Raw genomic sequence first — 22,785 nt, forward strand, 5'->3', positions numbered from 1 at the left:
ATGGTGACAAACTGGCAGAATGCGCTATTTTCAGTCAAATCGATTAACTTGTATCCTGTTTCCCCCTTGTAACCTGCACCACTCATGCGTTATTACTTTGTTTTACTGCTATGCTGCTTGTGTTTCCATTCGGAAGCGCAGTTGCGTGCCCGGTTAGCAGGTATGGTAAAAGATACCAGTGGAACGGTGTTGGAAGGATTATCGGTATCTCTCAAGGCAAATGACGATACCACCGTTGTCTTTAATACAAGTACAGATGCTCAGGGGAAATTTTCCTTTGAAAGCATTCCGCTAAAAAAATACACGCTCAGCATAACAGGCACCGGTTTTCTTGATTTGGTATTGAATGAGATAGCACCGGGAGCGCCAGGGTTACCAGATTTTACCATGGAAACGATTTCCCCGCAAATGGAGGAAGTAGTGGTGGTGGCGGAAAAACCATTGTTTGAAGATAAAGACGGTGTGCTCACCATGAATGTTTCCGCTTCCCCCGCAGCCAATAGTTCCAGCGCTGGCGAACTGCTGAAAAACATGCCCATGATGGCCAGCGATCCGGATGGGAAACTTTTACTGAAAGGCAAAGAACCCCGTATTCTGATTGATGATAAACCCACCGGACTGAATGCACAGCAACTTGCGGATCTCTTGGAATCGCTTCCGGGTTCAGCCATTGAAAAAATTGAAATGATGATGAACCCGCCGCCACAATACGCCAGTGAAGAAGGTGGGGTGATCAATATCGTAACCAAAAAAGGAAAGATTGGTTTTACCGGAAGACTCAATTCATTTTACGGCACACGCGGAGAAATTAACCTGAACGGGAACTTTTCCTACCGCGATAAGAAATGGGCCGTGGACTTCATTGCCGGTAATTCCCTTACACAAACACCCGGCAGCAGCCAGTCGAGGCGCGAGAACTTCTATACGGATTCCACCAGTCAGTTGCTTACAAACGGACGTTTCGATAACAGCCAGTGGCGGCCCCATTTCAGGCTATCCGGAGATTATGAGATCAACCCAAGCCACCGTTTCAACCTGGTGGCGCAGGGGCAATATGCCGACCTGGATAACCTCAGTTTAACCGCCTACCGGAACGTAAACCGCTTCGATGAGGTGTATCGCCTGAATACCCGCGCCAACGGTACATTGGGCAGAAATGTGACACCCGGCGCCACCGCTTCGTACATTTTCAAAGGCAAGAACCCTGCGCAGCAATTAAAGCTGATCGCGGGAATCAATGGTGGTTTGTACGACAATACACGCATCGCCACCCAGCGCTTCCTTTCTCCCAAAGATGAAACGACCATCGCCCCGGATAGTATTCAGCAACAACTCACCAATAACGGGAGCCGCAGCCTGAACATCCGGGCCGATTATACACATCCTTCAGGCTGGAAACCACTCACGTTTTCCACCGGCTTCACCTTCCTGAACAGCAGAAACAACAACAAACTGGACGTATCTTACACCAATCGTGACAACGGCGCGCAGGTTCCGATCCCGCACATGGGCAACGATTTTGTTTTTCTTCAACAAGTGCTCGGTTACAGAGGTTCCGTTATTTTCAGACTCAATAAAAAATGGCAGGTGAACGGTGGGACGACTTTCGAGCAAACTGCTATGCGGTTCCGGTTTTTTACCGGCAATACGCCGCCTACCACCAACCGTTATGGCAATCTTTTGCCGCAGGCCACGCTCCGGAAGGAGTGGAGCGGTAACCGTACGGCCACACTTTCCTACCGGAAAACCGTTCGCAGACCCGGCATCCGTGAACTCAATCCTACCGTGGATGAATACACCGATCCTTATAACATCCGGTTTGGCAATCCTTTCCTGGCACCGGCGCTCGCGCACAACTATGATCTTACGCTGGGTAAATACAAAGGGAAGTCTTATGTGAACTTTTCGCTGGGCTACAACAAAGTAGAAGACATCATTCAGCAGATGCGGACGGCTATTCCGGGAGAAAAAACACAGATCACGTTTGAGAACCTGGCAGGCAGGAAAGAGTACGAAGCTGGTTTGTGGGGCGGGTACACTTTTTCAAGGAAATTCAGGCTGAACACCAGCATTCATTACCTTTTCAGCGAATACCTCAACGATGCGCGCTCTTCCATCCGTTACCGGAATGGCGGATCACTGAACGCCTCTATGAACTGGACCTATACCTTTAATCCGCTGTTCCTGGTGGAAGGGAGTTCACGTTACCATTCCTTTGCCGATCCGCAGGGCCGTTCCCGGGCGAATCTTTCCATGCAACTCGGCTTACAACAAAAACTCCTGAACAAAAGAATGACCATTTCCATGATGGTGGTGGATCCGTTCAGGCAGCAGCAATTCAAATCGGTCACTTATAACGAGAAGTTCACGGTTACGAGTGAACGCTACAGCCGTACGCAGAACCTGCGCATCGGGCTGGCTTATAATTTAACGCCCGCACCCAAACAGGTTTCTCAAAAACAAATTAATGACGCGGTGAAGAAAGTGAAGGGGAGTTGATAGCATCTTTAAGAGGAATGGGTTTTTCTTTTTTATGTTTTGCTTTCTCGTATGCGCGGATATCCTCTAATTCCTGCAATTCTTCCATGAGCTGCTTGTATGCTTTCATTGGAAGGACTGCAGAAATTTTATTTCCGTTACCGTCTGTTATGAAGGTGGTTTGTCGCATATATTCGAAACTACCCATTTCTTTATTATGTGGTAAGCTTACCGTTAAAATACCTGCTCCCCAACCAGCTTTTTCCTGCCGGTACCAGCCAGTTGTTTTCCAGTTGTTCTTTTGTGGCCGCAAGGTTGTTGAAGTACAAAGTATCTTCTTTAATGAATCCTTTTTCGATACCCCAGGGAATTTGTGCCATCGGCAGCAACTGCACTTTTCCTTCAATAGCGAAAGCCAGGTTTTGCCGGTCGAACATGGAGACGCCGAATTTTTGTTCGATCTCCTTGATAAGCCGCACTGAGCTATCGGTGCTGCAACCGCTTACGGCTATGGAAGTTTCGTCTGCCATCAGCACGATGAACTGGCCGAAGAACATATTGGCGTAGCCCTTAACGGGATGTCCATGCGCGTTCCATTGGGCCACGAAGTTCTGGAGCATTTCTTCGATGAGCAATGCTTCGCTGATCAGAAATAATCTGGAGGACTGGTATATCCACACCCGGGAGTTGGGTGAAAAACCCTCGGGCAAAAGGTGTTTAAACTCAAAATTCATGGGGCAAAGATACTAAATCATGCTTTTCTCCACCAGTTCGGCGATGTCGAGCACGGCAACTTCTTCCTCTTTTTCTTCATTTTTAACACCATCTGTAAGCATGGTATTGCAGAAAGGGCAGGCGGCGGCGATCACCTGGGCGCCTGTTCCCACGGCTTCTTTGGAACGGTCGAGGTTTACGCGGATGGTGCCGTTTTCTTCTTCTTTGAACATCTGGGCGCCACCGGCGCCACAGCATAAGCCTTTGGAGCGGCAGCGTTTCATTTCCACCAGTTCCGCGTCCAGCGCGGCGAGCACTTCGCGTGGCGCTTCGTAAATATTATTGGCGCGGCCGAGGTAGCAACTATCGTGGTAGGTGATTTTCTTTCCTTTGAACATGCCGTCTTCCTTCATTTTGATGCGGCCCTGGTTGATCAGTTCCTGGAGGTAAGTGGCGTGGTGGATCACTTCATAGGTACCGCCCAGTTCGGGGTACTCATTTTTAATCGTATTAAAGCAATGGGGACAGGCGGTCACGATTTTTTTGATGCCGTAGCCGTTCAGTACCTGGATGTTCTGATAGGCCATCATTTGGAACATGAACTCGTTTCCGGCACGGCGGGCGGGGTCGCCCGTGCACATTTCTTCTTTCCCGAGAATGGCGTATTTGATGTCAAGTTTGTGCAGGATCGTTACGAAAGCCTTTGTGATTCTTTGCGCCCTTTGGTCGAAACTTCCTGCGCATCCCACCCAGAACAGCACTTCAGGGCTTTCTCCACGGGCAAACAGGTCCATCATTACGGGTATCTCCATCCTATGAAATTTGCCTTCAAACCTACATGATGCGTGTGAAACTACAAAAATGTATTTTTGCGCCCTCAAACCAACGAACGCGCGTGAAACTACTCTTTACCCGATGGCTGCACTGGGAACGCCTGCCATTCAAAGTCCTTTATTTCCCACTCAGCTTTATATGGGTCTGGTATTGCCTGCGCAGCAGATCGTTCTGGTTCTTCAGTTCTTCCAATCCCACGCTTACTTTCGGCGGTTTTCAGGGCGAAAGCAAAAAGGAGATGTACGAGCAACTGCCAAAGGACCTGTATCCCAAAACCATCTACATTGAGCCGGGAATCCCATTTGAGCAGGTGAAAAAACAGATCAGCGATGCGGGTTTTTCTTACCCCTTCGTGGTGAAACCTGATGTGGGTATGAAAGGGGTTCTTTTCCGGAAAATAGAACACGAAGAACAACTGGAGAAATACCACCAGCGGATTCCAGTGGAATACATCGTTCAGGACCTGATCGAAATGCCCATAGAACTCAGCGCTTTTTACTACCGTTTCCCGGGAGAAAAAAACGGGGTGATCACGGGTTTTATCCAGAAAGAACTGCTGGAAGTGCACGGTAACGGGCAATCTACACTGTGGGAACTGATCCTGGCGCATCCGCGTGCACGCCTGCGGCTGGAAGAGATGAAACAACGCCACGAACACAGGCTTGACCGTGTATTGCCGGCCGGACAGCATTTCTATCTTTCGTATGCGGGCAACCACAACCGCGGCGCGCGTTTCATCAACCTTTCCCACGAAATAGACGAAAGGCTCACGAAGGTGTTTGATGACCTCAGTAATTTTTCCGGCCAGTTCTTTTATGGCCGCTACGATATAAAATGCCATTCGGTGGAAGCGCTGAAGCAGGGCAAAGGCTTTTCCATCCTCGAATTCAACGGGGCAGGGGCCGAGCCCAACCATATTTATGATGCGGGTTTTACATTGGGACAGGCCTACCGCGAGATACTGAAACACTGGAAGGTGTTGTTCGAGATCAGCCGGTACAACCACCGAAACGGCACCCCTTATTGGGGATTCCTGAAAGGATGGCGCTTCCTGCGCCAGAGCGCCCGCCACTTTTCCCAACTTGAAAAATTTGATTGACCTGATTGTTGTATTTTCAACCCTCATCTTAAAATCCTTGCATGAGTTGGTGGCAAAGAATGCGCAATCACCCGCGGTTCATCCGTTTTTTTAACTGGGAGTACTGGAGCTTTAACACGGTATATGGTCCAATCTACCTGATCTTTGTTTTGCTTGGCGTTCGTGCCCGGAGCTTTTTCTTTTTCTCCGCTTCCAATCCAACCATTGAAAACGGCGGTTTTCTGAATGAATCCAAAAAGAAAATTTACGATATTATGCCGCCTGAATATTATCCCGAGACCCTTTTCTTCCCAAAAGGAACAACCGGAGAAGAGGTGGTTAATCAGGTAAAAGCATCTGGCATTGATTTTCCCCTTATTGCCAAACCGGATATCGGCGGAAGGGGCAGAGGCGTGAAAAAAATAGATTCCGCGGAGGAACTGGTGGCCTACGCTTCCGGGGCCACACTCGACTTTCTTGTGCAGGACTTCATTCCTTACGAACTGGAAGCAGGGATATTTTATTACCGGATGCCCGGTGCGGAAAATGGATACATTTCGGGAATCGTGTTCAAAGAATTTCTTACGGTGAAGGGGAACGGAAAAGACAATGTGGAATCCTTACTACAACAGGATCCCAGGCATATCCTCCAGCTGCCCGTGCTGGCCCGGCAACTCGGGGATCAGTTGAAATATATTCCCGCCAACGGAGAAAAACTTGAACTGGTACCATACGGCAATCACGCGCGCGGCGCTAAGTTCACCGACCACAGTTTCCGTGCAGATGCGCAACTAACGGACACATTTAATCGCATTTGTAACCGCATCAACGGGTTTTATTATGGGAGAATGGACGTGCGTTTCGAAAGCTGGGAAAAGCTGGCGAAGGGAGAGGCATTTTCCATTATAGAACTGAACGGCGCGGGGAGCGAACCCACCCATATGTATGATCCGGAACATTCTATTTTCTTTGCCTGGAAGGAAATTATCCGCCACTGGATACTGTTGTGGAAGATCAGCCGCGCCAATCATAAAAAAGGCATTCCCTACATGCGTTTCTCCGAAGGAATGGCCATGTTCAGGGAAGACAAACGCATCAGTAAACTACTTGAGGAGATGGGCTAACCGTTCTTTCTATTCAAAAAACTATCTTCGCTTCAATATTTATAATTCTATGCAACCCATCATCCGCGTTCAGGAACTCACAAAGAAGTACGGTGATTTTACGGCTGTCAGCAACCTCAGCTTTGAAGTGATGGAGGGGGAAATCTTCGGCCTGCTGGGCCCGAACGGCGCGGGCAAATCCACCACTCTAGAAATTATCGAAACACTGCGGGATAAAACGTCGGGCAAGGTCTGGGTGAAAGGGATAGACCTGGATGACAATCCCAACGCCATCAAAAAACTGATCGGCGTTCAGTTGCAGAGCAGCGGCTACTACCCGCACCTGAACCTGGTAGAACTGATAGAACTGTTTGCAGGCCTGTACAATCAGCCAGTGGAACCACTGGCATTGCTGGATAAAGTTCAGCTCCGCGATAAAGCGAAAGCGAAGTTCAAGGAACTCAGCGGCGGACAAAAACAACGGTTCTCCATAGCTACAACACTCATCAACAAACCCTCGATCATCTTCCTCGATGAACCCACCACAGGGCTGGATCCGCAGGCCAGGAGAAATTTATGGGACCTGATCCGAGACATCCGAAATACCGGCACCACTGTGATCATCACCACGCATTACATGGACGAAGCCGAAATACTTTGTGACCGTGTGGCCATCGTGGACGCTGGAAAAATTATAGCCATTGCCTCACCCGATCAACTCATCGATGAACTCGTTTCAAGAGGATTTGAACGTCCTAAAGAAGTGAAGAAAGCCAACCTGGAAGATGTGTTTATCGACCTTACCGGGAAGACGTTGCGGGAGGAGTAAGGTTGGAAATAAAGTATTAAATTTGGTGTAAATTGAATAATATGCCAGTGTCTGCTTTTGATTTGGAATTGTTGAGGTATTTTAATCAACTTGAAGAAGACCAGAAAAAATCTATTCTGGATTTGGTCATGGAATTCGTAAAACTAAACAAGAAATCAGTTCTTGATGAGGGCACCTTATCTGCGGAGGATTACAATAAAGAACTGTCCGCTGCTGTGGCCAGAATTAAGAATGGTGCTTTTATTACGCTTGAAGAACTTGAAAATGAAATGAAAGGCTGGTGAGTAGTTTGAGAAAGGTTGTAATTGAAAAGGAGGCCACGGAATCGCTGCGAGAAATTTACAACTTTATCAGACCTTACTCGGAGCTGTATGCGGAAAAAATCAGAGATACTATCTTAGATTCTATCAAACAACTTCAGCAATACCCTGAAAAGTATCCTCCCGATAAATACAAATACGATAATGATGGAACATTTAGGGCTTATGAAATTCATTCATATCGCATTACTTACGTAATTGTTGAAAATGAAATATGGGTACTCCGGATCAGACATACAAAAATGCGCCCGTTAAATTATTGAGTTAACTAAATGCGCATAAACCTAACACTCGTTAGTTTTCCTTATCTTCGTCCACTCATTTCAATTTCTACTGTATGCAAAAAAGGGAAGTATATATTCTGTCGGCCGTTCGTACACCTATGGGCAGTTTCGGCGGTTCTTTAAAAGATTTTTCCGCCACACAACTGGGTGCCATCGCTATTAAAGGAGCCTTGGAGAAAGCCGGCATCGCCCCGGAACTGGTGGAGGATGTGTTGATGGGTTGTGTGTTGCAAGCCAACCTCGGACAGGCTCCCGCGCGCCAGGCCGCTAAATTTGCCGGACTTCCCAATGAAGTGAATTGCACTACAGTGAACAAAGTATGCGCAAGCGGTATGAAGTCTATCGCGCAGGCGGCTCAAAGTATTATGTTGGGCGACGCTGATGTGGTAATTGCAGGGGGAATGGAAAGTATGAGTAATGTGCCCTTCTACTCCCCAAACATGCGCTGGGGCAACAAATACGGACATGTACAACTGGCCGACGGGCTTGCGAAAGATGGACTCACTGATGTGTACGACGGGCAGGCCATGGGGATGGCCGCGGAACTGTGCGCAAGCGAATGTGCTATTTCCCGTGAAGCGCAGGATGCGTTTGCGGTAAGCAGTTACCAACGCAGCCAGAAAGCCTGGGAAAATGGCGCCTTCAACGAAGAAATCGTTCCTGTTCCCATTCCACAGCGTGCCGGTGATCCGCTGCTGTTCAATAAAGACGAAGAGCCCTTCAATGTTAAATTTGATAAGATACCCACACTGCGTCCTGCTTTTAAAAAAGATGGTACGGTAACTGCTGCAAATGCTTCTACCATGAATGATGGCGCCGCGGCGCTGGTGCTGGTATCAAAAGAAAAAGCTGAGGCATTAGGACTTAAACCTATCGGTAAAATCGTTTCCTATGCCGATGCTGAACAGGCGCCTGAATGGTTTACCACCACGCCTTCCCTTGCTGTACCGAAAGCAGTGGCAAAAGCCGGACTTACCATGGAAGACATCGCCTACTGGGAACTGAACGAAGCTTTTGCTGTAGTGGGCATAGAAAATACAAAGCGCCTGAATATTGATCCTTCCAAAGTGAACGTGCACGGCGGTGCGGTGAGTCTGGGCCATCCCCTGGGTTGTTCAGGCGCACGCATCATTGTTACTCTGCTGCATGTGCTGAAGCAAAACAATGCACGATATGGTGCCGCAGGTATTTGCAACGGTGGCGGAGGCGCAAGCGCCATGGTGATAGAGGCGTTGTAAATACAAGGCGATCACTTTCCAATGCCCAATCTTTTCTTTCCTACGGCTATTAACTGATCTACGTCTGGGGAAACCTTCGTAAAATATACGGTTACGCAGAACAAAATAGAAAAACTGCCGCATTTGAGCAGGAGACCGGCAACGCCGTCGATGTTCCTGAAAAGCAATAGGGGCAACAGGTAACAGCCCGCGCTGGTAAGTAATAACACGAGTGTTTTGCTGTTGAAAGGCTGGAGTTTAAACTTGTACCAGAGAAAGTACATGCGGATCATATTGTAAACGGATACGCGTATAAGTTCTGAAATTACCGCACCGTTGAGGCCATAAGCCCGTATCAGGAAATAGTTCAACGGAATGGTGAGCGCAAGGAGAATAATGCCCGAATAAAATTCAAATCGCCAGAATAAGGAGGTGCCGATAATATAATTATTAACCCCGGTGCCCAGTTCCACGAGTTTGGAAAGACCAAGCACAAATAAGATCGCCAGTATCGAAAAATACTCTTCGTTCATGCCGAGGAACTGCATCGCGTTCTCCATGCCCAGCCAGATGTTCACCACGATGAATATGCCTCCGGCCAACAGGTTGATGGATGACCTGCTGTAAATCCTGCTGATCTCCGGGATGTTTTTGTCTTTCCAGGCCTGCGACAAATGTGATATTGTAATAGGCGCCAGCGCGCGCTGGGGAATCATGGCCAGGTTGATGGCGTAAGTGGCCAGGTTGTATGCCGCGGTCACCGCGAGCCCGTTCATACTGGCGAGCAGAATGGAGTCGAATGTAACGGCCAGGGTATTGATGATCTGCGAAAGATAAGTAAGGGAAAAAAGCGTCAGCATCTTCCGGTAGAACTTCTTCGTAACGCGGCTGATGCTGAAGTTAAGGTGGAAATGATCTTCCCGTATAAGATAGATGATGATGGTGATAAAGATGCCGCCATAGGTGAACGAGAATAACTTGATGAATGTATCGAAATCGATGATTCCCGCGATTTTCAATAGAATGATAACGGTGGTCAGCAGCCTTACCCCGGCTTCTTTGAGGAAGTTGGGAAGAACGGTTTTCCTGTGCAGCCAACTGTAGCTTTCCAGCAGGAAATAGAACAGGTAGAAATAAGTGAACGGGAAAATCCAGTAATAGTATTCCACCAGCAGGGCCGACCTGTACTGAAACTTCCGGATCACCAATGGTTCAAATAAAATGCCTGCCACCATGAGCAGGATGAAACCGATTGTTCCCCCGATCATCGCGATGGCGAGCAGGTCATTGTCTTTTTTCTCCAGGTTGTCCTGGTAATAAGGGAAGAATTTGTACATCACGGCCGGCAAGCCCAGGCTGGCAAAGGCCATGAAGTTCTGCGCGATGTCGAAAAACGCCCTGGTAAGCCCAAACTCTTCAGCGGTAAAATAATTGTTGGAGGTGAAGAACCACATATTGATGGCGCCCACCACGAAACCCGTGATGATAACCGCGGAAGAATACAAACTCTGTTTACGGATATTCCCCATGTATGTTACCGGATATAAAAGTTAGGATCCTTCAGAGTTTTAACGTCCACCATATCGGTGTATCCTGTTTTGAGTTTCTGCCATTTTTCAGTGGGAGTAATCCATACCCAGTTACCGGAGGCGTCTTTGATGCGTGTTCTCATGTCGAAACCCGGAACACAATCTGTCCACCGGTAGGAGAGTAACAGTTTGTTCCGTTTCATTTGCTGGTTGATCTCCAGTTTGGGAATCTTTGTGGTGCGAAGGTATTGGTCGAAAACTTTCTGCAACCGAAGTCCGGTTTCTTTCGACAAAAAATCTTCTACTTCCGCTGTGGTAACGGTTTGATGGTAATAGACCTGGTTCATTTTCCGCAACATCAGCCGGAATTTTTCATCGTTGCCCACCATCTGCCGGATCATGTGGAGCATGTTCGCGCCTTTGTAATACATATCGCCGGAGCCTTCCCGGTTCACGTTGTACACGCCTATGATGGGAATATCGTTCGCGATGTTTTTCCTGATGCCCTGCACGTAAGCGTTCGCGGCGCTGTCGCCGTATAAACAATTAAGGTAGATCGTTTCAGAATAGTTGGTGAAACTTTCGTGAATCCACATATCGGCGATGTCTTTCGCGGTGATGTTGTTGCCGAACCATTCATGACCGGTTTCGTGGATGATGATAAAGTCGAACTTCAGGCCCCAGCCTGATCCTGATAGATCGCGCCCCTTGTACCCGTTCTCAAAATCATTGCCATAGGCCACGGCGCTCTGGTGTTCCATGCCGAGGTGCGGAGCGTCTACGAGTTTGTAACCGTCTTCATAAAAAGGATAGGGGCCGAACCAGTGTTCGAAGCATTTCATCATGGGGGCCACCTGCGTGAATTGCTTTTTGGCTTTGTCGAGGTGTTCTTCGAGTACCCAGTAAGTGCAGTCCAGCGGACCTTTCTCGCCCTGAAGCGTTTCGCCGAAACTGGTGTAAGTGCCGATATAGGGAACGATATTGTAGTTGTTGATAGGGTTGGTAACGGCCCAGCGGTAGCGCATGTTTTCATTTGCATCTTTTTCAACACTTCTCAATCTCCCATTGCCCACCCCTTTAAGGTTGGAAGGCGTTACAATGGTAAGCGCGGCGCTGTCCACCTCATCCGACTGGTGATCTTTGTTCGGGTACCATACACTGGCGCCCAGCCCCTGACAGGCAACGGATACCCAGGGGTTACCATTGCCGTCTTTTTTCCAGATCCAGCCGCCATCCCAGGGCGCGTTCTTCGCCGCTTTGGGAGTACCGCTGAAATGAATCGTGATTTTCTGCAGACTTTTCAGTGGAAGAACGGCAGGTAAATCCAGGTAAAAAACGTTGCCGTTACGGGTAAAAGAAACCGCTGTTCCGTTGTGTTCCACTTTATCGATTTGCATCGGTTCCTGGAGGTCGATCTGCATTTTTGTTGGCGTGGAAACCGGTTTGAAAGTGATGGTGTTTGTTCCTGAAATGGTGCGTTTGTCGAAATCGGGTTGTACAGCAATATCATAATGCACCACATCCCACCATATGCGTTCCGGTGTAAGGGAGCCGCGTAAAGTATCCTGTCTGGTGAATTCGGCTTTTGAAAAAACCTGCGCGAAAAGGCAGGCGGGCAGCAACGTGAGCAGAAAAAAGAAACTTTGTTTGAGAAATCGCATAAAAGATTTTCTTTTGAAAAAAAACGGAAGATGCTATCAACCGGGGCTAAAAGTACAACATCTGCATACTATATATTGGTTATCACCAGCTTTTTGGCCATTTTTTGTTTGAATTGCGGGAATAAAAGTATAGGCGGCAAGGGCTATTTCCGGTACAATGAAACCTCCGGTATCGCATCGCTTGATCCCGCTTTTGCCAAGAACCAGAGCATTATGTGGGCCGTGCACCAGTTGTTCAACACCCTGGTGGAAGTGGATAGCACGCTTCAGTTGCAACCATCGCTCGCTACACGATGGGAAATTTCACCGGATGGCAGAACCTACACCTTCTCGCTCCGCAACGATGTCTTCTTTCACGACCACCCTGTTTTTCCCGGGGGAAAGGGCCGGAAAATGACGGCGGATGATGTGGTTTTTTCACTGCAAAGAATTGTGGATCCAGCCACCGCGAGCAGCGGAGCCTGGATATTCAACAATAAGATAGATACCATACACCCCTTCACCGCCATAAACGATACAACTTTTCAACTGAAACTGCTGCAACCGTTCCGCCCCATGCTGGGTATACTGAGCATGCAATATTGTTCTGTTGTTCCAAAAGAGATCGTTCAACATTATGGCCGCGATTTCAGAAGGAATCCCGTGGGAACCGGTCCTTTTTCCTTCGGATTCTGGGAAGAAGGGCAGGCGCTCGTACTTAGAAAGCATCCACGGTACTTTGAAAAAGATGAAGCGGGCGTACAACTCCCATACCTGGACGGCATCCAGGTTTCTTTCCTCGACAACAAAGCCGCGGAGTTCCTGGAGTTCCGCCAGCAGCGCTTGCATTTCATCAACGACATTGAATCCTCTTTCAAAGATGAAGTGCTTACCAAAGCAGGCACATTGCGCAAAGCGTGGGAGGGAAAAATAACAATGCATAAGCACCCGTATTTAAACATAGAATACCTCGGTATTTTTCAGGATACGGCAACCGGGAATAACCCGCTCCGCCAAAAGAAAGTACGGCAGGCCATCAACTATGCTTTCGACCGGGAAAAAATGATGCTCTACCTGCGCAACTCCATCGGGACCGCTGCCCATGCCGGTTTTGTACCAATGGGATTGCCTTCTTTTGATGCCAGACTGGTGAAAGGATATTCCTATGATCCCAGAATGGCCAGGAAACTTTTAGAAGAAGCCGGGTATGGAAACGGAAAACAAATGCCTGCCATTAAACTGCTCACCATCCCGATCTATACCGACCTGGCGGCGTTCATTGCCACTGAACTGGGGGAGGCCGGTATTCCCGTTCAGGTGGAAACCGTTCAGAAAAGCCTGTTGCTGGAAATGACCGCTAATGGGAGGGCACCGTTTTTTCGCGGCAGCTGGATTGCTGATTATCCGGATGCGGAGAATTACCTGTCTGTTTTCTATGGAAAAAATCCAGCGCCGCCCAACTATACACGGTTCCGGAACAGCAGGTATGACGCGCTTTTTGAGAAAGCTGTAGGGGAGAACAACGATTCTCTGCGTTATGAACTGTACCGGGAAATGGACCGCATCATCGTGGAAGAAGCGCCCGTGGTGCCTTTGTGGTACGATATGGTATTGCACCTTGTTCAGCATGGCGTAAAAGGCTTTCGGCCCAATGCGCTTAACCTGCTGGAATTAAGAAGGTGTACCCTTGATCAGTAGCTTATCTTTTCAGTTTCTCCTTAAAGGCTTTCTGAAACTTCTCCATTTTCGGGCGGATCACAAAGTTGCAATAGGGCTGTGAACCATTGTTGGTATAATAATCCTGGTGGTATTGTTCCGCGGCGTAAAAATTAATCAGCGGAGAAATTTCGGTTACGATGGGCGCGTTGAAAGCCCCGGCTTTATCGAGTTCTTTCTTGTAATGCTCCGCCTTAAGTTTCTGTTCCTCATCTTTATAAAAAATCGCGGAACGGTACTGCGGCCCCACATCGTTGCCCTGGCGGTTCAAAGTAGTAGGATCATGCGTTTGCCAGAATACTTCGAGCAGTTCATCAAAACTGATCACTGCGGGATCGTACACCAGTTGCACCACTTCCGCATGACCGGTATTCTTTTCACAAACCTGCTCGTACGTAGGATTTTTAACGTGCCCGCCGGAATAACCGGAAGTAACTTTCAAAACGCCTTCCAATTGTTCAAAAACCGCTTCGGTACACCAGAAGCAGCCGGTGCCAAAAGTTGCGGTATCCGTATTCACGGCGCCTTCAGGATTGAATGATGTCGTCATTGTTTTGTATGCGTTTTCTCTCTGTGCACAGGATGGGACCAGCCAGGCGGCGAGTCCCGAAAATACAATAAGTACGGTCCAAAGACCTGCGTTCTGATAATACCTCATAATCTTCACATTTACCAAACAGGTAGCACCAATATCCGTGCAAAGTTAGTCCTATTGGTAGCGGCGGTTAGTTAAATTAAACTATAAAAGCAGTTTTTACAAAAGGTTTAACAGGCAACGAATATACACAATTACACTTATGCACCGTTTTTCACCCGTTCTAAAATCAGTATTTTTGCGCCACAACAGACCTACAGATGAAACTTTTCCCGGAATCGGCAGCCGTGCAGTTGGAATTCGACAAGATCAGATCGCTTGTGCACCAGTATTGTAAAACAGAGTACGGAAAAACAAGGGCCGATGAACTCAGGATCCACACCCATCGCCGCTTTATTGAACCTGAACTGAAACAGACCGATGAGTACCGCCTCATCCTGGCCAGGGGATTGTATTTCCCCAATGATTTCACGCAGAACATCCGTAAGGACCTGAAACTGCTTTCTATTCCCGGGGCCGTATTGGTGGGCGATCAGTTCATGCATATCCGTAAACTGGCCGATAGCATGGAGCAGATTTTCCGCTGGTTTGATACGGAAAGAAGGCAGGAGTACTGGGCCATGGCGAAGCTGCTGGAAGGAACGCATTACGAGAAGGCCATCATCAAACTGATTGATGAGATACTAGATGAACATGGCCAGGTAAAAGACAATGCATCACCTGAACTGGCTGATATCCGGCTCAACCTGTACCGGAAAAGAAATGATCTCCGCAGGGTTTTCGAAAGGATTATTTCCAAATTGAACAAGCAGGGCTACCTGGCCGATATTGAAGAGGCTTTCCTGAATGGCAGAAGGGTAGTGGCTGTGTTCGCGGAGCAGAAAAGAATGATCAAAGGCATCCTGCACGGAGAGTCAGATACACGCAGAACGGCTTTCATTGAACCCGAAGAAACCATTTCGCTCAACAACGAGATTTTCAGCCTGGAAAATGAAGAGAGCCGGGAAGTGAACCGTATCCTCCGGCAACTTACACAACGTGTCGCGGTATTCGCGGATCTTTTGAAGACCTATCATGACCTTATCGGCGAATACGATTACATCCGTGCCAAAGCCAGGCTTGCGCTGGATATGAACGGTGTTTTTCCCCAACTCTCTGATAAGTCGGTGATCGATATTGAACGGGCCTACCATCCGCTTTTATTTATCTACAATAAAAAATCCGGTAAAGATACCGTTCCCGTTACCCTGAAGCTGGACGAAAAAGAAAGGATACTGGTAATTTCCGGTCCGAATGCCGGCGGTAAAACGGTGGCCATGAAAACCGTTGGCCTGCTTCAGATCATGTTGCAAAGCGGGTTGCTGGTACCGGTGCGTGAAACCTCCACTTTCGGCATCTTCCGTCAGTTGATGATCCATATCGGTGATACCCAGAGCCTGGAATTTGAACTGAGTACCTACAGTTCGCACCTCCGCCACATGAAGCATTTCATAGAAACGGCCAACGGAAGAACACTTTTTTTCATCGATGAACTCGGAAGCGGCAGTGATCCCAACCTGGGTGGCGCCTTCGCTGAAGTGATTATGGAAGAACTGGCCAGGAAACACGCGATGGGCATTGTTACCACCCACTACCTCAACCTGAAGGTGATGGCTAATAAGGTGCCCGGCATCATCAACGGTGCCATGGCCTTCGACGAAGAGAACCTGCTTCCCTTATACCGCCTCATCATCGGAAAACCAGGATCGTCTTACACCTTCTCCATCGCGCAGCGCATCGGACTTCATCCCGCGCTCATCAACCGTGCCCGGAAAATGGTGGATGAAGAGCATTTCCGCCTCGATAAATTGCTGAACCGTACCGAACAGGACCTGCGCCAGGTAGAAGAAAAGGAAAAACAACTGAACCAATTGCTGAAAGAGAACGAACGCCTTAAAAAGCAGATGGAACAAGTGTTGGATAAAGAGAAGCACCGTCAGCAGGTGGAACTCCTCAAACAACAGAACCGCATCACCGAGGACCGGATCGCTTACCTCAAAGACATGGAGCGCAAGCTCCGCCACATCGTTTTGGACTGGAAAAAGGCCGAAGACAAAAACGAGGTACTCAAACAACTGCACGCCCTGCTGTTCAAACAACAGGACAACCACAAAAGCGAAAAAGTGCGCAAGCGGCTGGATGCGCGTTACGAGGATTTAACGGAGCAGCCCATTGTTGTGGGTGTAAAAGCCCGTATGAAGAAGGGGCACCAGGTTGGCGTTGTAAAGGAAATCCGTGGTAAAAAAGCGGTGCTCCAGGTTGGTGTATTGCCCATCACCGTTGATGTTGAATCACTTATAGCGGTGCGTGACCGTCCTCAGGAAGAAATAAATACCTGAAAAATTTTGGAAGATATCTATCGGTTACCCTAATTTCGCACCCGGAGAGATGGCAGAGTGGTCGATTGCGGCGGTCTTGAAAACCGTTGAGGGTTACACCTCCGGGGGTTCGAATCCCTCTCTCTCCGCTAAAGTTTGTCAGATTAGATTAACTTAAATGAATGAAGCCTGCAAATCAAGTGATTTCAGGCTTTTTCTTTTTAGCCATGCTTATTTTACTTCCTTTTACACCGTCTTATTCCATGCAGCATTCACGCCATTATTACCAATACGCAAGAATCACGAACGTAAATTCACCACAGGAATGCGATCTGCAGTCTACTAATTAGCATATTGTATGAAAGCATGGGGTAAAACTATTAAGTGTATGTTCAGCTTAACTACGTCTTATTTTTTTACAGAATGCATGATTATTATAAGAGATGGGATGGGAATGACACATTTCGGTCTGCAGGCATTGTAACACTTCCCCAGTCTATTCTGATTGGTGGTTCAGCTATGTTAGGCCTGAAACTATACAGCAGGTATATGCACACGCCATTTTATTCATTTAAAGAATGGAAAGGTGTGTATTTATTTTTCATAATAATAAATTTAGTAATAAATCATTTTTACTATAAAGATAAATTCCCCAAATATGAACTGGAGTGGGGAAACGAGTCGCGTAAAGTTCGTCGTATAAAGGTGGTGTTTATAGTTGCCTATATATTCTTATGTATTTCACCGCTATTTTTATTTCTTTTAGTTTACTAGCATTGATATATTTAATACACTTTCAATAATCCACCTGCAATACCAGGTTGAGGGTAGAGAAGTTCACAGGTTAGGCCTATCTTCCACCTGATGTGTATTAATTCCCGGCCGGGATAGCGGGTGGAAGTTGGCGAAAAAAAGCTGAATAAAGCCATGAACGGTGCAGTGAGTGACACAACAGCAGTTGAAATTTTACCTGAAGCCGGAAAAATAAAAACCAACTCAGAAGTTTCTGCGCTACCGAAAACTATTTATATTTTTCTGCTACCAAGTTTAATAATCACATGAAAAAGTTCCTGACAACAGTCCTTTTCAGCCTGTCTTTTTTTTCAGCCTTTACTCAGGCAGATACTACATTATTTGACAACAATTCCAATATTGAAGCATGGCTGAAACAAAATCATGTGCCGGCTCTTGGCATTGGTGTTATTGAAGATGGTAAACTAAAGCAGGTGAAAGTGTTTGGGGAGATCACTAAAGGTATTGCCGCGCCGTACAACACCATCTTCAACGTGGCATCCCTTACCAAACCGGTAACCGCAATTGTGGCGCTGAAGTTGGTCAGTTCTGGTAAATTGAACCTGGACGAGCCGCTGTATAAATATTGGATCGATCCGGATATTGCAAATGACCCGAGAAGTAAGAAGCTGACCACAAGAATCGTGCTCAGCCATCAAACTGGTTTTCCCAATTGGCGTTGGATGAATGAGGATAAGAAACTGGGGTTCCAATTTGATCCGGGTACCGGATACCAATATTCCGGAGAGGGATTTGAATACCTGAAGAAAGCGTTGGAAAAGAAGTTTCAAAAGTCGTTAACGCAATTGGCAGATGAGCTTATTTTTCGCCCGTTAAAAATGAATGATACTAAGTTTGTCTGGGATAAAAGTGTTGATACATCAAGATTTGCTATTGGCTACGACCGCAATGGGAATGCTTACAAAACAGTGAAAGGAAAAACCGCCAGCGCAGCGGATGACTTATTGACGACCATTGAGGATTATGGAAATTTCTTATTAAGTGTACTGCACAGCGAAGGGCTTACAAAAGAGGTGTTTCATGAAATGACAACAAATCAGGTTGCCAGTTCTAAGGGAAAACACTTTGGTTTGGGATTCGAAATTTATGATCTGGGCGATGGCGGATATGCTTTATCGCATGGTGGCTCCGATGAGGGGGTTCGTACAATTGTATTTCTTTTGCCGAAAACACAAAGAGGGCTTTTGATATTTACCAATTCGGATACTGGGGCTGGGCTTTACGAAAAAATAGTAAAGCACTATTTAGGTAATGATGGAGAGAAAATATTTGATATTGAGATGAGGTAATTACACCAGGTGTTTATCTTCACCAAAATGGGCAGACAAGTTGTATTTGTCTGCCCATTTTTTTTGAATCCATTAGAGCTGTGGTAAAATGGAATGAACGCTTAATTCGCTTTAACGCATAACTAATTAAATGGCCGTGTAGCCCCCATCCACAAGATAATATGCCCCGGTCATAAAAGACGCCTTACCGGAACTCAGGAACAACACCAGTTCCGCCACTTCTTCCGGGCGGCCCAATCTCCCGATGGGGTGTTTGGCCACGATCGCTTCAAGTTGTTCCTTGTTCAGGTGGTTGGTGAGCAACGGCGTTTCAATATAAGCCGGACCTACGGCGTTACAACGGATGTTCTTCTGCGCATATTCAGCGCCGATATTTTTTGTAAGCCCTACCACCGCGTGTTTGGTAGCCGTATATGCCGGAGAGTAAGGCGCGGCTACGGTTCCGTGTATGGAGGCGATGTTTACGATAGCGCCGCCGCCATTCTTTTCCATCGCCAGGAGTTGGTATTTGCAGCCATAAAAAACACCGTTGAGGTTCAGGCTCACCACTTTCTCCCAGTCGGCTGCCGTATAGTCTCCGGAAGGCGCGGCCGCTCCGCCGATACCAGCGTTGTTGCAGGCGATATCCAGCTTTCCATATACTTCCAGGGCTTTGTCTACCAAAGCCTTATTGCCTTCTTCTGAAGCGGCGTCGGCCTTAAAAAATATGGCTTTCCCATCCAGGTCCTGTATCTCTTTTACCGTTTCCGCTCCGCCCTGTTCATTGATATCGGAAACCACTACCGATGCGCCTTCTTTGGCATACGCCAGCGCCACGGCTTTCCCTATACCTGATCCTGCTCCCGTTACAATCGCGACTTTTCCTTTCAGTAATTCCATTGTGTCAGATTTTAGTGAATGAATATTACTTTCCTAACACGGTTCAGGGCACAAAGGTTGACTGGGAAACGAATTGTTCATGAAACGTTTCTTCAATGCCTATGGTACATCAATCATTCTGATCTTCACTTTGTTTTCTATCGCGCCATTTCCGTATTTATCCGTGAACACCACGGTTACATCGTATGTTTCTTCCCATTGCATGGGCGAACCGGTATTCACGGTGCAGGAGAGAAAATTGGTTTGCTCTTTGTCGAACAGGTCCTGCCCTTTAAACAGGTCCGGTTCCGAAAGCAGGGTTTTCCCATTTTTATCCTGGATGAGCAATGAACAACCTACACTTACTTTGCCGTCTTTCTCTTTTAGCCCTTTTACATTTTCGTTGCGGATGATAAAGCTTTCGCCCAGCGGAATATCCACATGGTTGATTTCCTCTTCATTCATGAAAATTTTTGTACCGCTCACTTCCAGGTTTTTGTAAGTGGTGAGCATGCCGGTATTGGCGTTTTTTGAAAAGCCTGAACTTTCCATGTTGCAGGCGAGGAAAAGCAGGGCAGGGAAAAGTAGAAAAAGCAGTTGGAAACGGGTGAAGTTGCGCTGGTTCATATTGAAGGTTTAAGGTGAAAATGGTCTGTGAATTTCCACAATTTTACGGAGTGACGCAAAAAGAATTCAGCTAAAATCTGTAAATTATCGGGGCAACGCATGAGAAAATACCCGGTTGGTTATACACAATACATGAGTTATGACGATGAGCAGCCAGCAGATCAAATTGGTGAAAAGCACCTGGTTTTTATTCAGGAACATTGACCCGAAGTTGGTGGGAGATGTTTTTTACAGCAAACTCTTTTTTGACTATCCGCAGCTCCGGCCCATGTTCCCGAAGAAGATGACGGACCAGTATGAAAAACTGATTCAGATGCTGAATACAATCGTAGCGGGCCTGGAAGATATTGAAGCGTTGGGCACGGCAATTGGAGCTATGGCGGAAAGACATACCGGGTACGGCGTTCGCCCCGAACACTATGATGCGGTAGGGGAAGCGTTGTTGTGGACATTGGAGCAGGGACTCCGCACCGATTGGAACGAAGCGGTGAAAGATGCCTGGCTCACCTGTTACACCATCCTTGCACAGGCCATGATCAGTGCGGGAAATCCAAAAATGGAATAAGCTCCTGCTTAATGGAGTTTTCCGTACAATGAACCTCCTTTCGCAAACAACCTGTCAATCTTCTTTTCAACAGAAGCGTCCGTTTCCAGTACCGGCGCATGGTGCGGCTTGATGCGCGCGTCAATTACCAGTGGTCCTTTGCAGCCCCAGTGTTTGTTTTCGGTAAAAGAAGCGATACCATGGATGTCATGGGAAGGGTTGCTCCGTGTGAAGGTTACCCAAAGGAAATTCCGGAGACTGGCGGCGGTAAAAGCAGCATCGTCGCACCAAACGATCAGCGGAAGATCCCGGAGCTCCTCCAGTTGTGCAGACAACTGCGCATTCATCTCTTTCAATTCGCTTTCAGTTTCATTGGGGGTTGCATAAGCTTTAGTTTGAATGGCCACCACGCCGGGCATGATGAGTTGAACATCCGCAAATCCACGTCCTTCTTTCAGCGGTCGCGGCACTTCTGTACAAAGGGAGCGCACCGGGTCTCCGTAAGCGGCGAAAACCACTTTGCTGCCGGTATTCAACCCTGTTCCCGAGTAATCCAGGGTATCAATGGTGGTATGGGTATGAAAATGTACATCCCTTTCCAGGTTGATCCTCTTTAGTAGAAAAGAGAAGTATTCCGCTATATTGTGCGTGGTCACCTTGTTCGCTTCATCGGCGGTGATGAACAGGAATTTAGCCAGGCTAAGTTGTCCCGTTCCGAGAATATGGTTGGCGATGGTCAGCAATTCCGCCGGTTGTTTGGCGGGCATGTAAGGCGTATATCTTTCCGAGCCAACGGCGAGCAACAAAGGATGCACGCCAGCTGCATCCACGGCGTGTACTTCTTTTACGCCCGGAATTTCGCTGGGAATAGCGTCTCCGGTGATCTCGTGGATCAGCTGGCCGAAGCTGGTATCTTCCTGCGGTGGTCTTCCCACTACGGTAAAGGGCCAGATGGCGTTTTTACGGGCGAATACCTTGTGCACGCGCATCAGGGGAAAAGAATGTTTCAGACTATAATACCCCAGGTGGTCGCCAAAAGGACCTTCAGGTTTGTTTTCTCCGGGATAAACTGCTCCGGTGATCACGAAATCGGCATCGGTACTGATGCAGAACCCGTCCTGGTAAGTATAACGGAACCTTCTTCCGCCGAGCACGCCGGCAAAAGTCATTTCACTGATCCCTTCGGGCAGGGGCATCACGGCCGAAACGGTGTGGGAGGGAGGACCTCCGGCGAATACACTCACCTTCAGCGGCATTCCTTTTTTATTGGCTTTCGTTTGGTGAACGCCTATGCCACGGTGCAACTGGTAGTGCAAACCGATTTCCCGGTCAGGCGCGTAGTCGTTCCCTGAAAGCTGTATCCGGTACATGCCCAGGTTGGATTTCATGATACCGGGCTGGTCAGGATCTTCGGTATACACTTGCGGAAGGGTCACGAAAGCGCCGCCATCCATGGGCCAGTGCTGAATTTGTGGAATATCGGATATATTGATTTCCTCGTGCAATACAGGTTTGGAGATGGGGTTCTTCAGTGGAAGCGCCCGGAAGGCTGCCAAACCGGCTCCGAGGTTACTGAAAGGCTTTTTCAACGCCTGCATGGGGTCGTTCTTCAGTGCGATCAGTTGCTGAACACCCGCAAGGGTATCCCTGAAAATGAACCGGCTCCGTTCCAGGGTACCGAAAATATTAGAGGCCGCCCGGAACCTGCTGCCTTTTACGCGTTCGAACAAGAGGGCGGGGCCGCCGGCTTCATATACACGCAGATGGATAGCCGCCATTTCAAGATGCGGATCCACTTCTTCTTTTATCCTAACCAGTTGATTGTTCCTTTCCAGGTCGAGCAGACACTCCTCCATTGATCGGTACGCCATGACTAATGTTTTGTGGGGCAAAGATAGAACACATACGGGGAGAAATAGTTTTGAACGGCTTCGCCGCATTGGCTAATATTGTGTTCCCG

The 22,785-nt window shown here is 47.8% G+C and carries 20 protein-coding genes and 1 tRNA gene; 12 read left to right on the plus strand and 9 right to left on the minus strand.

Features of this window, described 5'->3' with window-relative positions; genetic code table 11:
* Nucleotides 1-84: 84 nt before the first annotated feature.
* Nucleotides 85-2,499: an outer membrane beta-barrel protein gene (locus tag M4J38_RS06960; protein ID WP_251758821.1), complete on the plus strand. Its 2,415-nt coding sequence runs from the start codon at nt 85-87 to the stop codon at nt 2,497-2,499.
* On the opposite strand, the gene M4J38_RS06965 is transcribed toward M4J38_RS06960, so the two are convergent.
* Genes M4J38_RS06965 through M4J38_RS06975 form a run of 3 tightly spaced genes read right to left on the minus strand, consistent with a single transcriptional unit; the run spans nt 2,465 to nt 4,004 of the window.
* The gene (locus M4J38_RS06965) at nt 2,465-2,668 is read right to left on the minus strand and encodes a hypothetical protein (RefSeq protein ID WP_251758822.1); all 204 of its coding nucleotides are present in this window, start codon (nt 2,666-2,668) and stop codon (nt 2,465-2,467) included. The genes M4J38_RS06960 and M4J38_RS06965 overlap by 35 nt on opposite strands.
* A gap of 25 nt (nt 2,669-2,693) precedes the next feature.
* Entirely contained in the window at nt 2,694-3,212 is a 519-nt protein-coding gene (locus M4J38_RS06970; RefSeq protein ID WP_251758823.1) for a hypothetical protein, read from the minus strand.
* A gap of 12 nt (nt 3,213-3,224) precedes the next feature.
* The gene (locus M4J38_RS06975; protein WP_251758824.1) at nt 3,225-4,004 is read right to left on the minus strand and encodes a (Fe-S)-binding protein; all 780 of its coding nucleotides are present in this window, start codon (nt 4,002-4,004) and stop codon (nt 3,225-3,227) included.
* 83 nt (nt 4,005-4,087) lie between these two features.
* On the opposite strand from M4J38_RS06975, the gene M4J38_RS06980 reads away from it, so the two are divergent.
* The 6 genes from M4J38_RS06980 to M4J38_RS07000 all read left to right on the plus strand — a co-directional run bounded on the left by M4J38_RS06980 (nt 4,088) and on the right by M4J38_RS07000 (nt 8,878).
* Entirely contained in the window at nt 4,088-5,125 is a 1,038-nt protein-coding gene (locus M4J38_RS06980; RefSeq protein ID WP_251758825.1) for a hypothetical protein, read from the plus strand.
* Nucleotides 5,126-5,166: 41 nt separating this feature from the next.
* The gene (locus tag M4J38_RS06985; protein WP_251758826.1) at nt 5,167-6,228 is read left to right on the plus strand and encodes a hypothetical protein; all 1,062 of its coding nucleotides are present in this window, start codon (nt 5,167-5,169) and stop codon (nt 6,226-6,228) included.
* Between the two features lie 49 nt (nt 6,229-6,277).
* On the plus strand, nt 6,278-7,036 hold the full coding sequence (locus M4J38_RS06990) for an ABC transporter ATP-binding protein (RefSeq protein WP_251758827.1): 759 nt from the start codon (nt 6,278-6,280) through the stop codon (nt 7,034-7,036).
* Nucleotides 7,037-7,077: 41 nt separating this feature from the next.
* A complete protein-coding gene (locus M4J38_RS06995; RefSeq protein WP_251758828.1) occupies nt 7,078-7,320 on the plus strand; it encodes a hypothetical protein in 243 nt (80 codons plus the stop codon).
* The gene (locus M4J38_RS19840; protein WP_374662168.1) at nt 7,317-7,619 is read left to right on the plus strand and encodes a type II toxin-antitoxin system RelE/ParE family toxin; all 303 of its coding nucleotides are present in this window, start codon (nt 7,317-7,319) and stop codon (nt 7,617-7,619) included. Before M4J38_RS06995 ends, M4J38_RS19840 begins: the two co-directional genes overlap by 4 nt.
* Before the next feature lie 74 nt (nt 7,620-7,693).
* Nucleotides 7,694-8,878, plus strand: a complete 1,185-nt coding sequence (locus M4J38_RS07000) for an acetyl-CoA C-acyltransferase (protein WP_251758829.1) — start codon at nt 7,694-7,696, stop codon at nt 8,876-8,878.
* 11 nt (nt 8,879-8,889) lie between these two features.
* Here M4J38_RS07000 and M4J38_RS07005 read toward each other — a convergent pair whose 3' ends face one another.
* The gene (locus M4J38_RS07005; protein WP_251758830.1) at nt 8,890-10,386 is read right to left on the minus strand and encodes an oligosaccharide flippase family protein; all 1,497 of its coding nucleotides are present in this window, start codon (nt 10,384-10,386) and stop codon (nt 8,890-8,892) included.
* A gap of 5 nt (nt 10,387-10,391) precedes the next feature.
* Entirely contained in the window at nt 10,392-12,047 is a 1,656-nt protein-coding gene (locus M4J38_RS07010) for a M1 family metallopeptidase (RefSeq protein ID WP_251758831.1), read from the minus strand.
* Nucleotides 12,048-12,140: 93 nt separating this feature from the next.
* On the opposite strand from M4J38_RS07010, the gene M4J38_RS07015 reads away from it, so the two are divergent.
* Nucleotides 12,141-13,724 (plus strand): ABC transporter substrate-binding protein, encoded by a 1,584-nt coding sequence (locus tag M4J38_RS07015; RefSeq protein WP_251758832.1) that lies wholly within the window; start codon nt 12,141-12,143, stop codon nt 13,722-13,724.
* A 1-nt stretch (nt 13,725) separates the two neighbouring features.
* Here M4J38_RS07015 and msrA read toward each other — a convergent pair whose 3' ends face one another.
* Nucleotides 13,726-14,292 carry a peptide-methionine (S)-S-oxide reductase MsrA gene (gene msrA / locus M4J38_RS07020; protein ID WP_251758833.1) on the minus strand — a complete coding sequence of 189 codons (567 nt, stop codon included), beginning with the start codon at nt 14,290-14,292 and terminating at the stop codon, nt 13,726-13,728.
* A gap of 305 nt (nt 14,293-14,597) precedes the next feature.
* Between msrA and M4J38_RS07025 the strand changes: the two genes are divergently transcribed.
* From M4J38_RS07025 to M4J38_RS07035, 3 genes are all read left to right on the plus strand, one after another.
* Nucleotides 14,598-16,715, plus strand: a complete 2,118-nt coding sequence (locus tag M4J38_RS07025) for an endonuclease MutS2 (RefSeq protein WP_251758834.1) — start codon at nt 14,598-14,600, stop codon at nt 16,713-16,715.
* A gap of 43 nt (nt 16,716-16,758) precedes the next feature.
* Nucleotides 16,759-16,843 (plus strand) — tRNA-Ser (locus tag M4J38_RS07030).
* Between the two features lie 909 nt (nt 16,844-17,752).
* On the plus strand, nt 17,753-18,796 hold the full coding sequence (locus M4J38_RS07035; RefSeq protein WP_251758835.1) for a serine hydrolase: 1,044 nt from the start codon (nt 17,753-17,755) through the stop codon (nt 18,794-18,796).
* A gap of 126 nt (nt 18,797-18,922) precedes the next feature.
* On the opposite strand, the gene M4J38_RS07040 is transcribed toward M4J38_RS07035, so the two are convergent.
* Nucleotides 18,923-19,675 (minus strand): SDR family NAD(P)-dependent oxidoreductase, encoded by a 753-nt coding sequence (locus tag M4J38_RS07040; protein ID WP_251758836.1) that lies wholly within the window; start codon nt 19,673-19,675, stop codon nt 18,923-18,925.
* Between the two features lie 99 nt (nt 19,676-19,774).
* Nucleotides 19,775-20,281, minus strand: coding sequence for a hypothetical protein (locus M4J38_RS07045; RefSeq protein ID WP_251758837.1), 507 nt, complete (start codon nt 20,279-20,281; stop codon nt 19,775-19,777).
* 139 nt (nt 20,282-20,420) lie between these two features.
* Here M4J38_RS07045 and M4J38_RS07050 point away from each other — a divergent pair, with 139 nt between their 5' ends.
* Nucleotides 20,421-20,846 (plus strand): globin domain-containing protein, encoded by a 426-nt coding sequence (locus M4J38_RS07050; RefSeq protein WP_251758838.1) that lies wholly within the window; start codon nt 20,421-20,423, stop codon nt 20,844-20,846.
* An 8-nt stretch (nt 20,847-20,854) separates the two neighbouring features.
* On the opposite strand, the gene M4J38_RS07055 is transcribed toward M4J38_RS07050, so the two are convergent.
* A complete protein-coding gene (locus tag M4J38_RS07055; RefSeq protein ID WP_251758839.1) occupies nt 20,855-22,696 on the minus strand; it encodes a UbiD family decarboxylase in 1,842 nt (613 codons plus the stop codon).
* Between the last annotated feature and the right edge of the window lie 89 nt (nt 22,697-22,785).

Source organism: Parasegetibacter sp. NRK P23, assembly GCF_023721715.1.
Classification (GTDB): domain Bacteria; phylum Bacteroidota; class Bacteroidia; order Chitinophagales; family Chitinophagaceae; genus Parasegetibacter.

Coding starts and splice junctions, on each gene's coding strand:
- msrA (WP_251758833.1), bottom strand. CDS start 14,292: ATGACGACATCATTCAATCCTGAAGGCGCCGTGAATACGGATACCGCA.
- M4J38_RS06995 (WP_251758828.1), top strand. CDS start 7,078: ATGCCAGTGTCTGCTTTTGATTTGGAATTGTTGAGGTATTTTAATCAA.
- M4J38_RS07035 (WP_251758835.1), top strand. CDS start 17,753: ATGAAAAAGTTCCTGACAACAGTCCTTTTCAGCCTGTCTTTTTTTTCA.
- M4J38_RS07005 (WP_251758830.1), bottom strand. CDS start 10,386: ATGGGGAATATCCGTAAACAGAGTTTGTATTCTTCCGCGGTTATCATC.
- M4J38_RS07040 (WP_251758836.1), bottom strand. CDS start 19,675: ATGGAATTACTGAAAGGAAAAGTCGCGATTGTAACGGGAGCAGGATCA.
- M4J38_RS06990 (WP_251758827.1), top strand. CDS start 6,278: ATGCAACCCATCATCCGCGTTCAGGAACTCACAAAGAAGTACGGTGAT.
- M4J38_RS07010 (WP_251758831.1), bottom strand. CDS start 12,047: ATGCGATTTCTCAAACAAAGTTTCTTTTTTCTGCTCACGTTGCTGCCC.
- M4J38_RS07050 (WP_251758838.1), top strand. CDS start 20,421: ATGACGATGAGCAGCCAGCAGATCAAATTGGTGAAAAGCACCTGGTTT.
- M4J38_RS06965 (WP_251758822.1), bottom strand. CDS start 2,668: ATGCGACAAACCACCTTCATAACAGACGGTAACGGAAATAAAATTTCT.
- M4J38_RS06975 (WP_251758824.1), bottom strand. CDS start 4,004: ATGGAGATACCCGTAATGATGGACCTGTTTGCCCGTGGAGAAAGCCCT.
- M4J38_RS07055 (WP_251758839.1), bottom strand. CDS start 22,696: ATGGCGTACCGATCAATGGAGGAGTGTCTGCTCGACCTGGAAAGGAAC.
- M4J38_RS07025 (WP_251758834.1), top strand. CDS start 14,598: ATGAAACTTTTCCCGGAATCGGCAGCCGTGCAGTTGGAATTCGACAAG.
- M4J38_RS06985 (WP_251758826.1), top strand. CDS start 5,167: ATGAGTTGGTGGCAAAGAATGCGCAATCACCCGCGGTTCATCCGTTTT.
- M4J38_RS06960 (WP_251758821.1), top strand. CDS start 85: ATGCGTTATTACTTTGTTTTACTGCTATGCTGCTTGTGTTTCCATTCG.
- M4J38_RS06970 (WP_251758823.1), bottom strand. CDS start 3,212: ATGAATTTTGAGTTTAAACACCTTTTGCCCGAGGGTTTTTCACCCAAC.
- M4J38_RS07000 (WP_251758829.1), top strand. CDS start 7,694: ATGCAAAAAAGGGAAGTATATATTCTGTCGGCCGTTCGTACACCTATG.
- M4J38_RS07045 (WP_251758837.1), bottom strand. CDS start 20,281: ATGAACCAGCGCAACTTCACCCGTTTCCAACTGCTTTTTCTACTTTTC.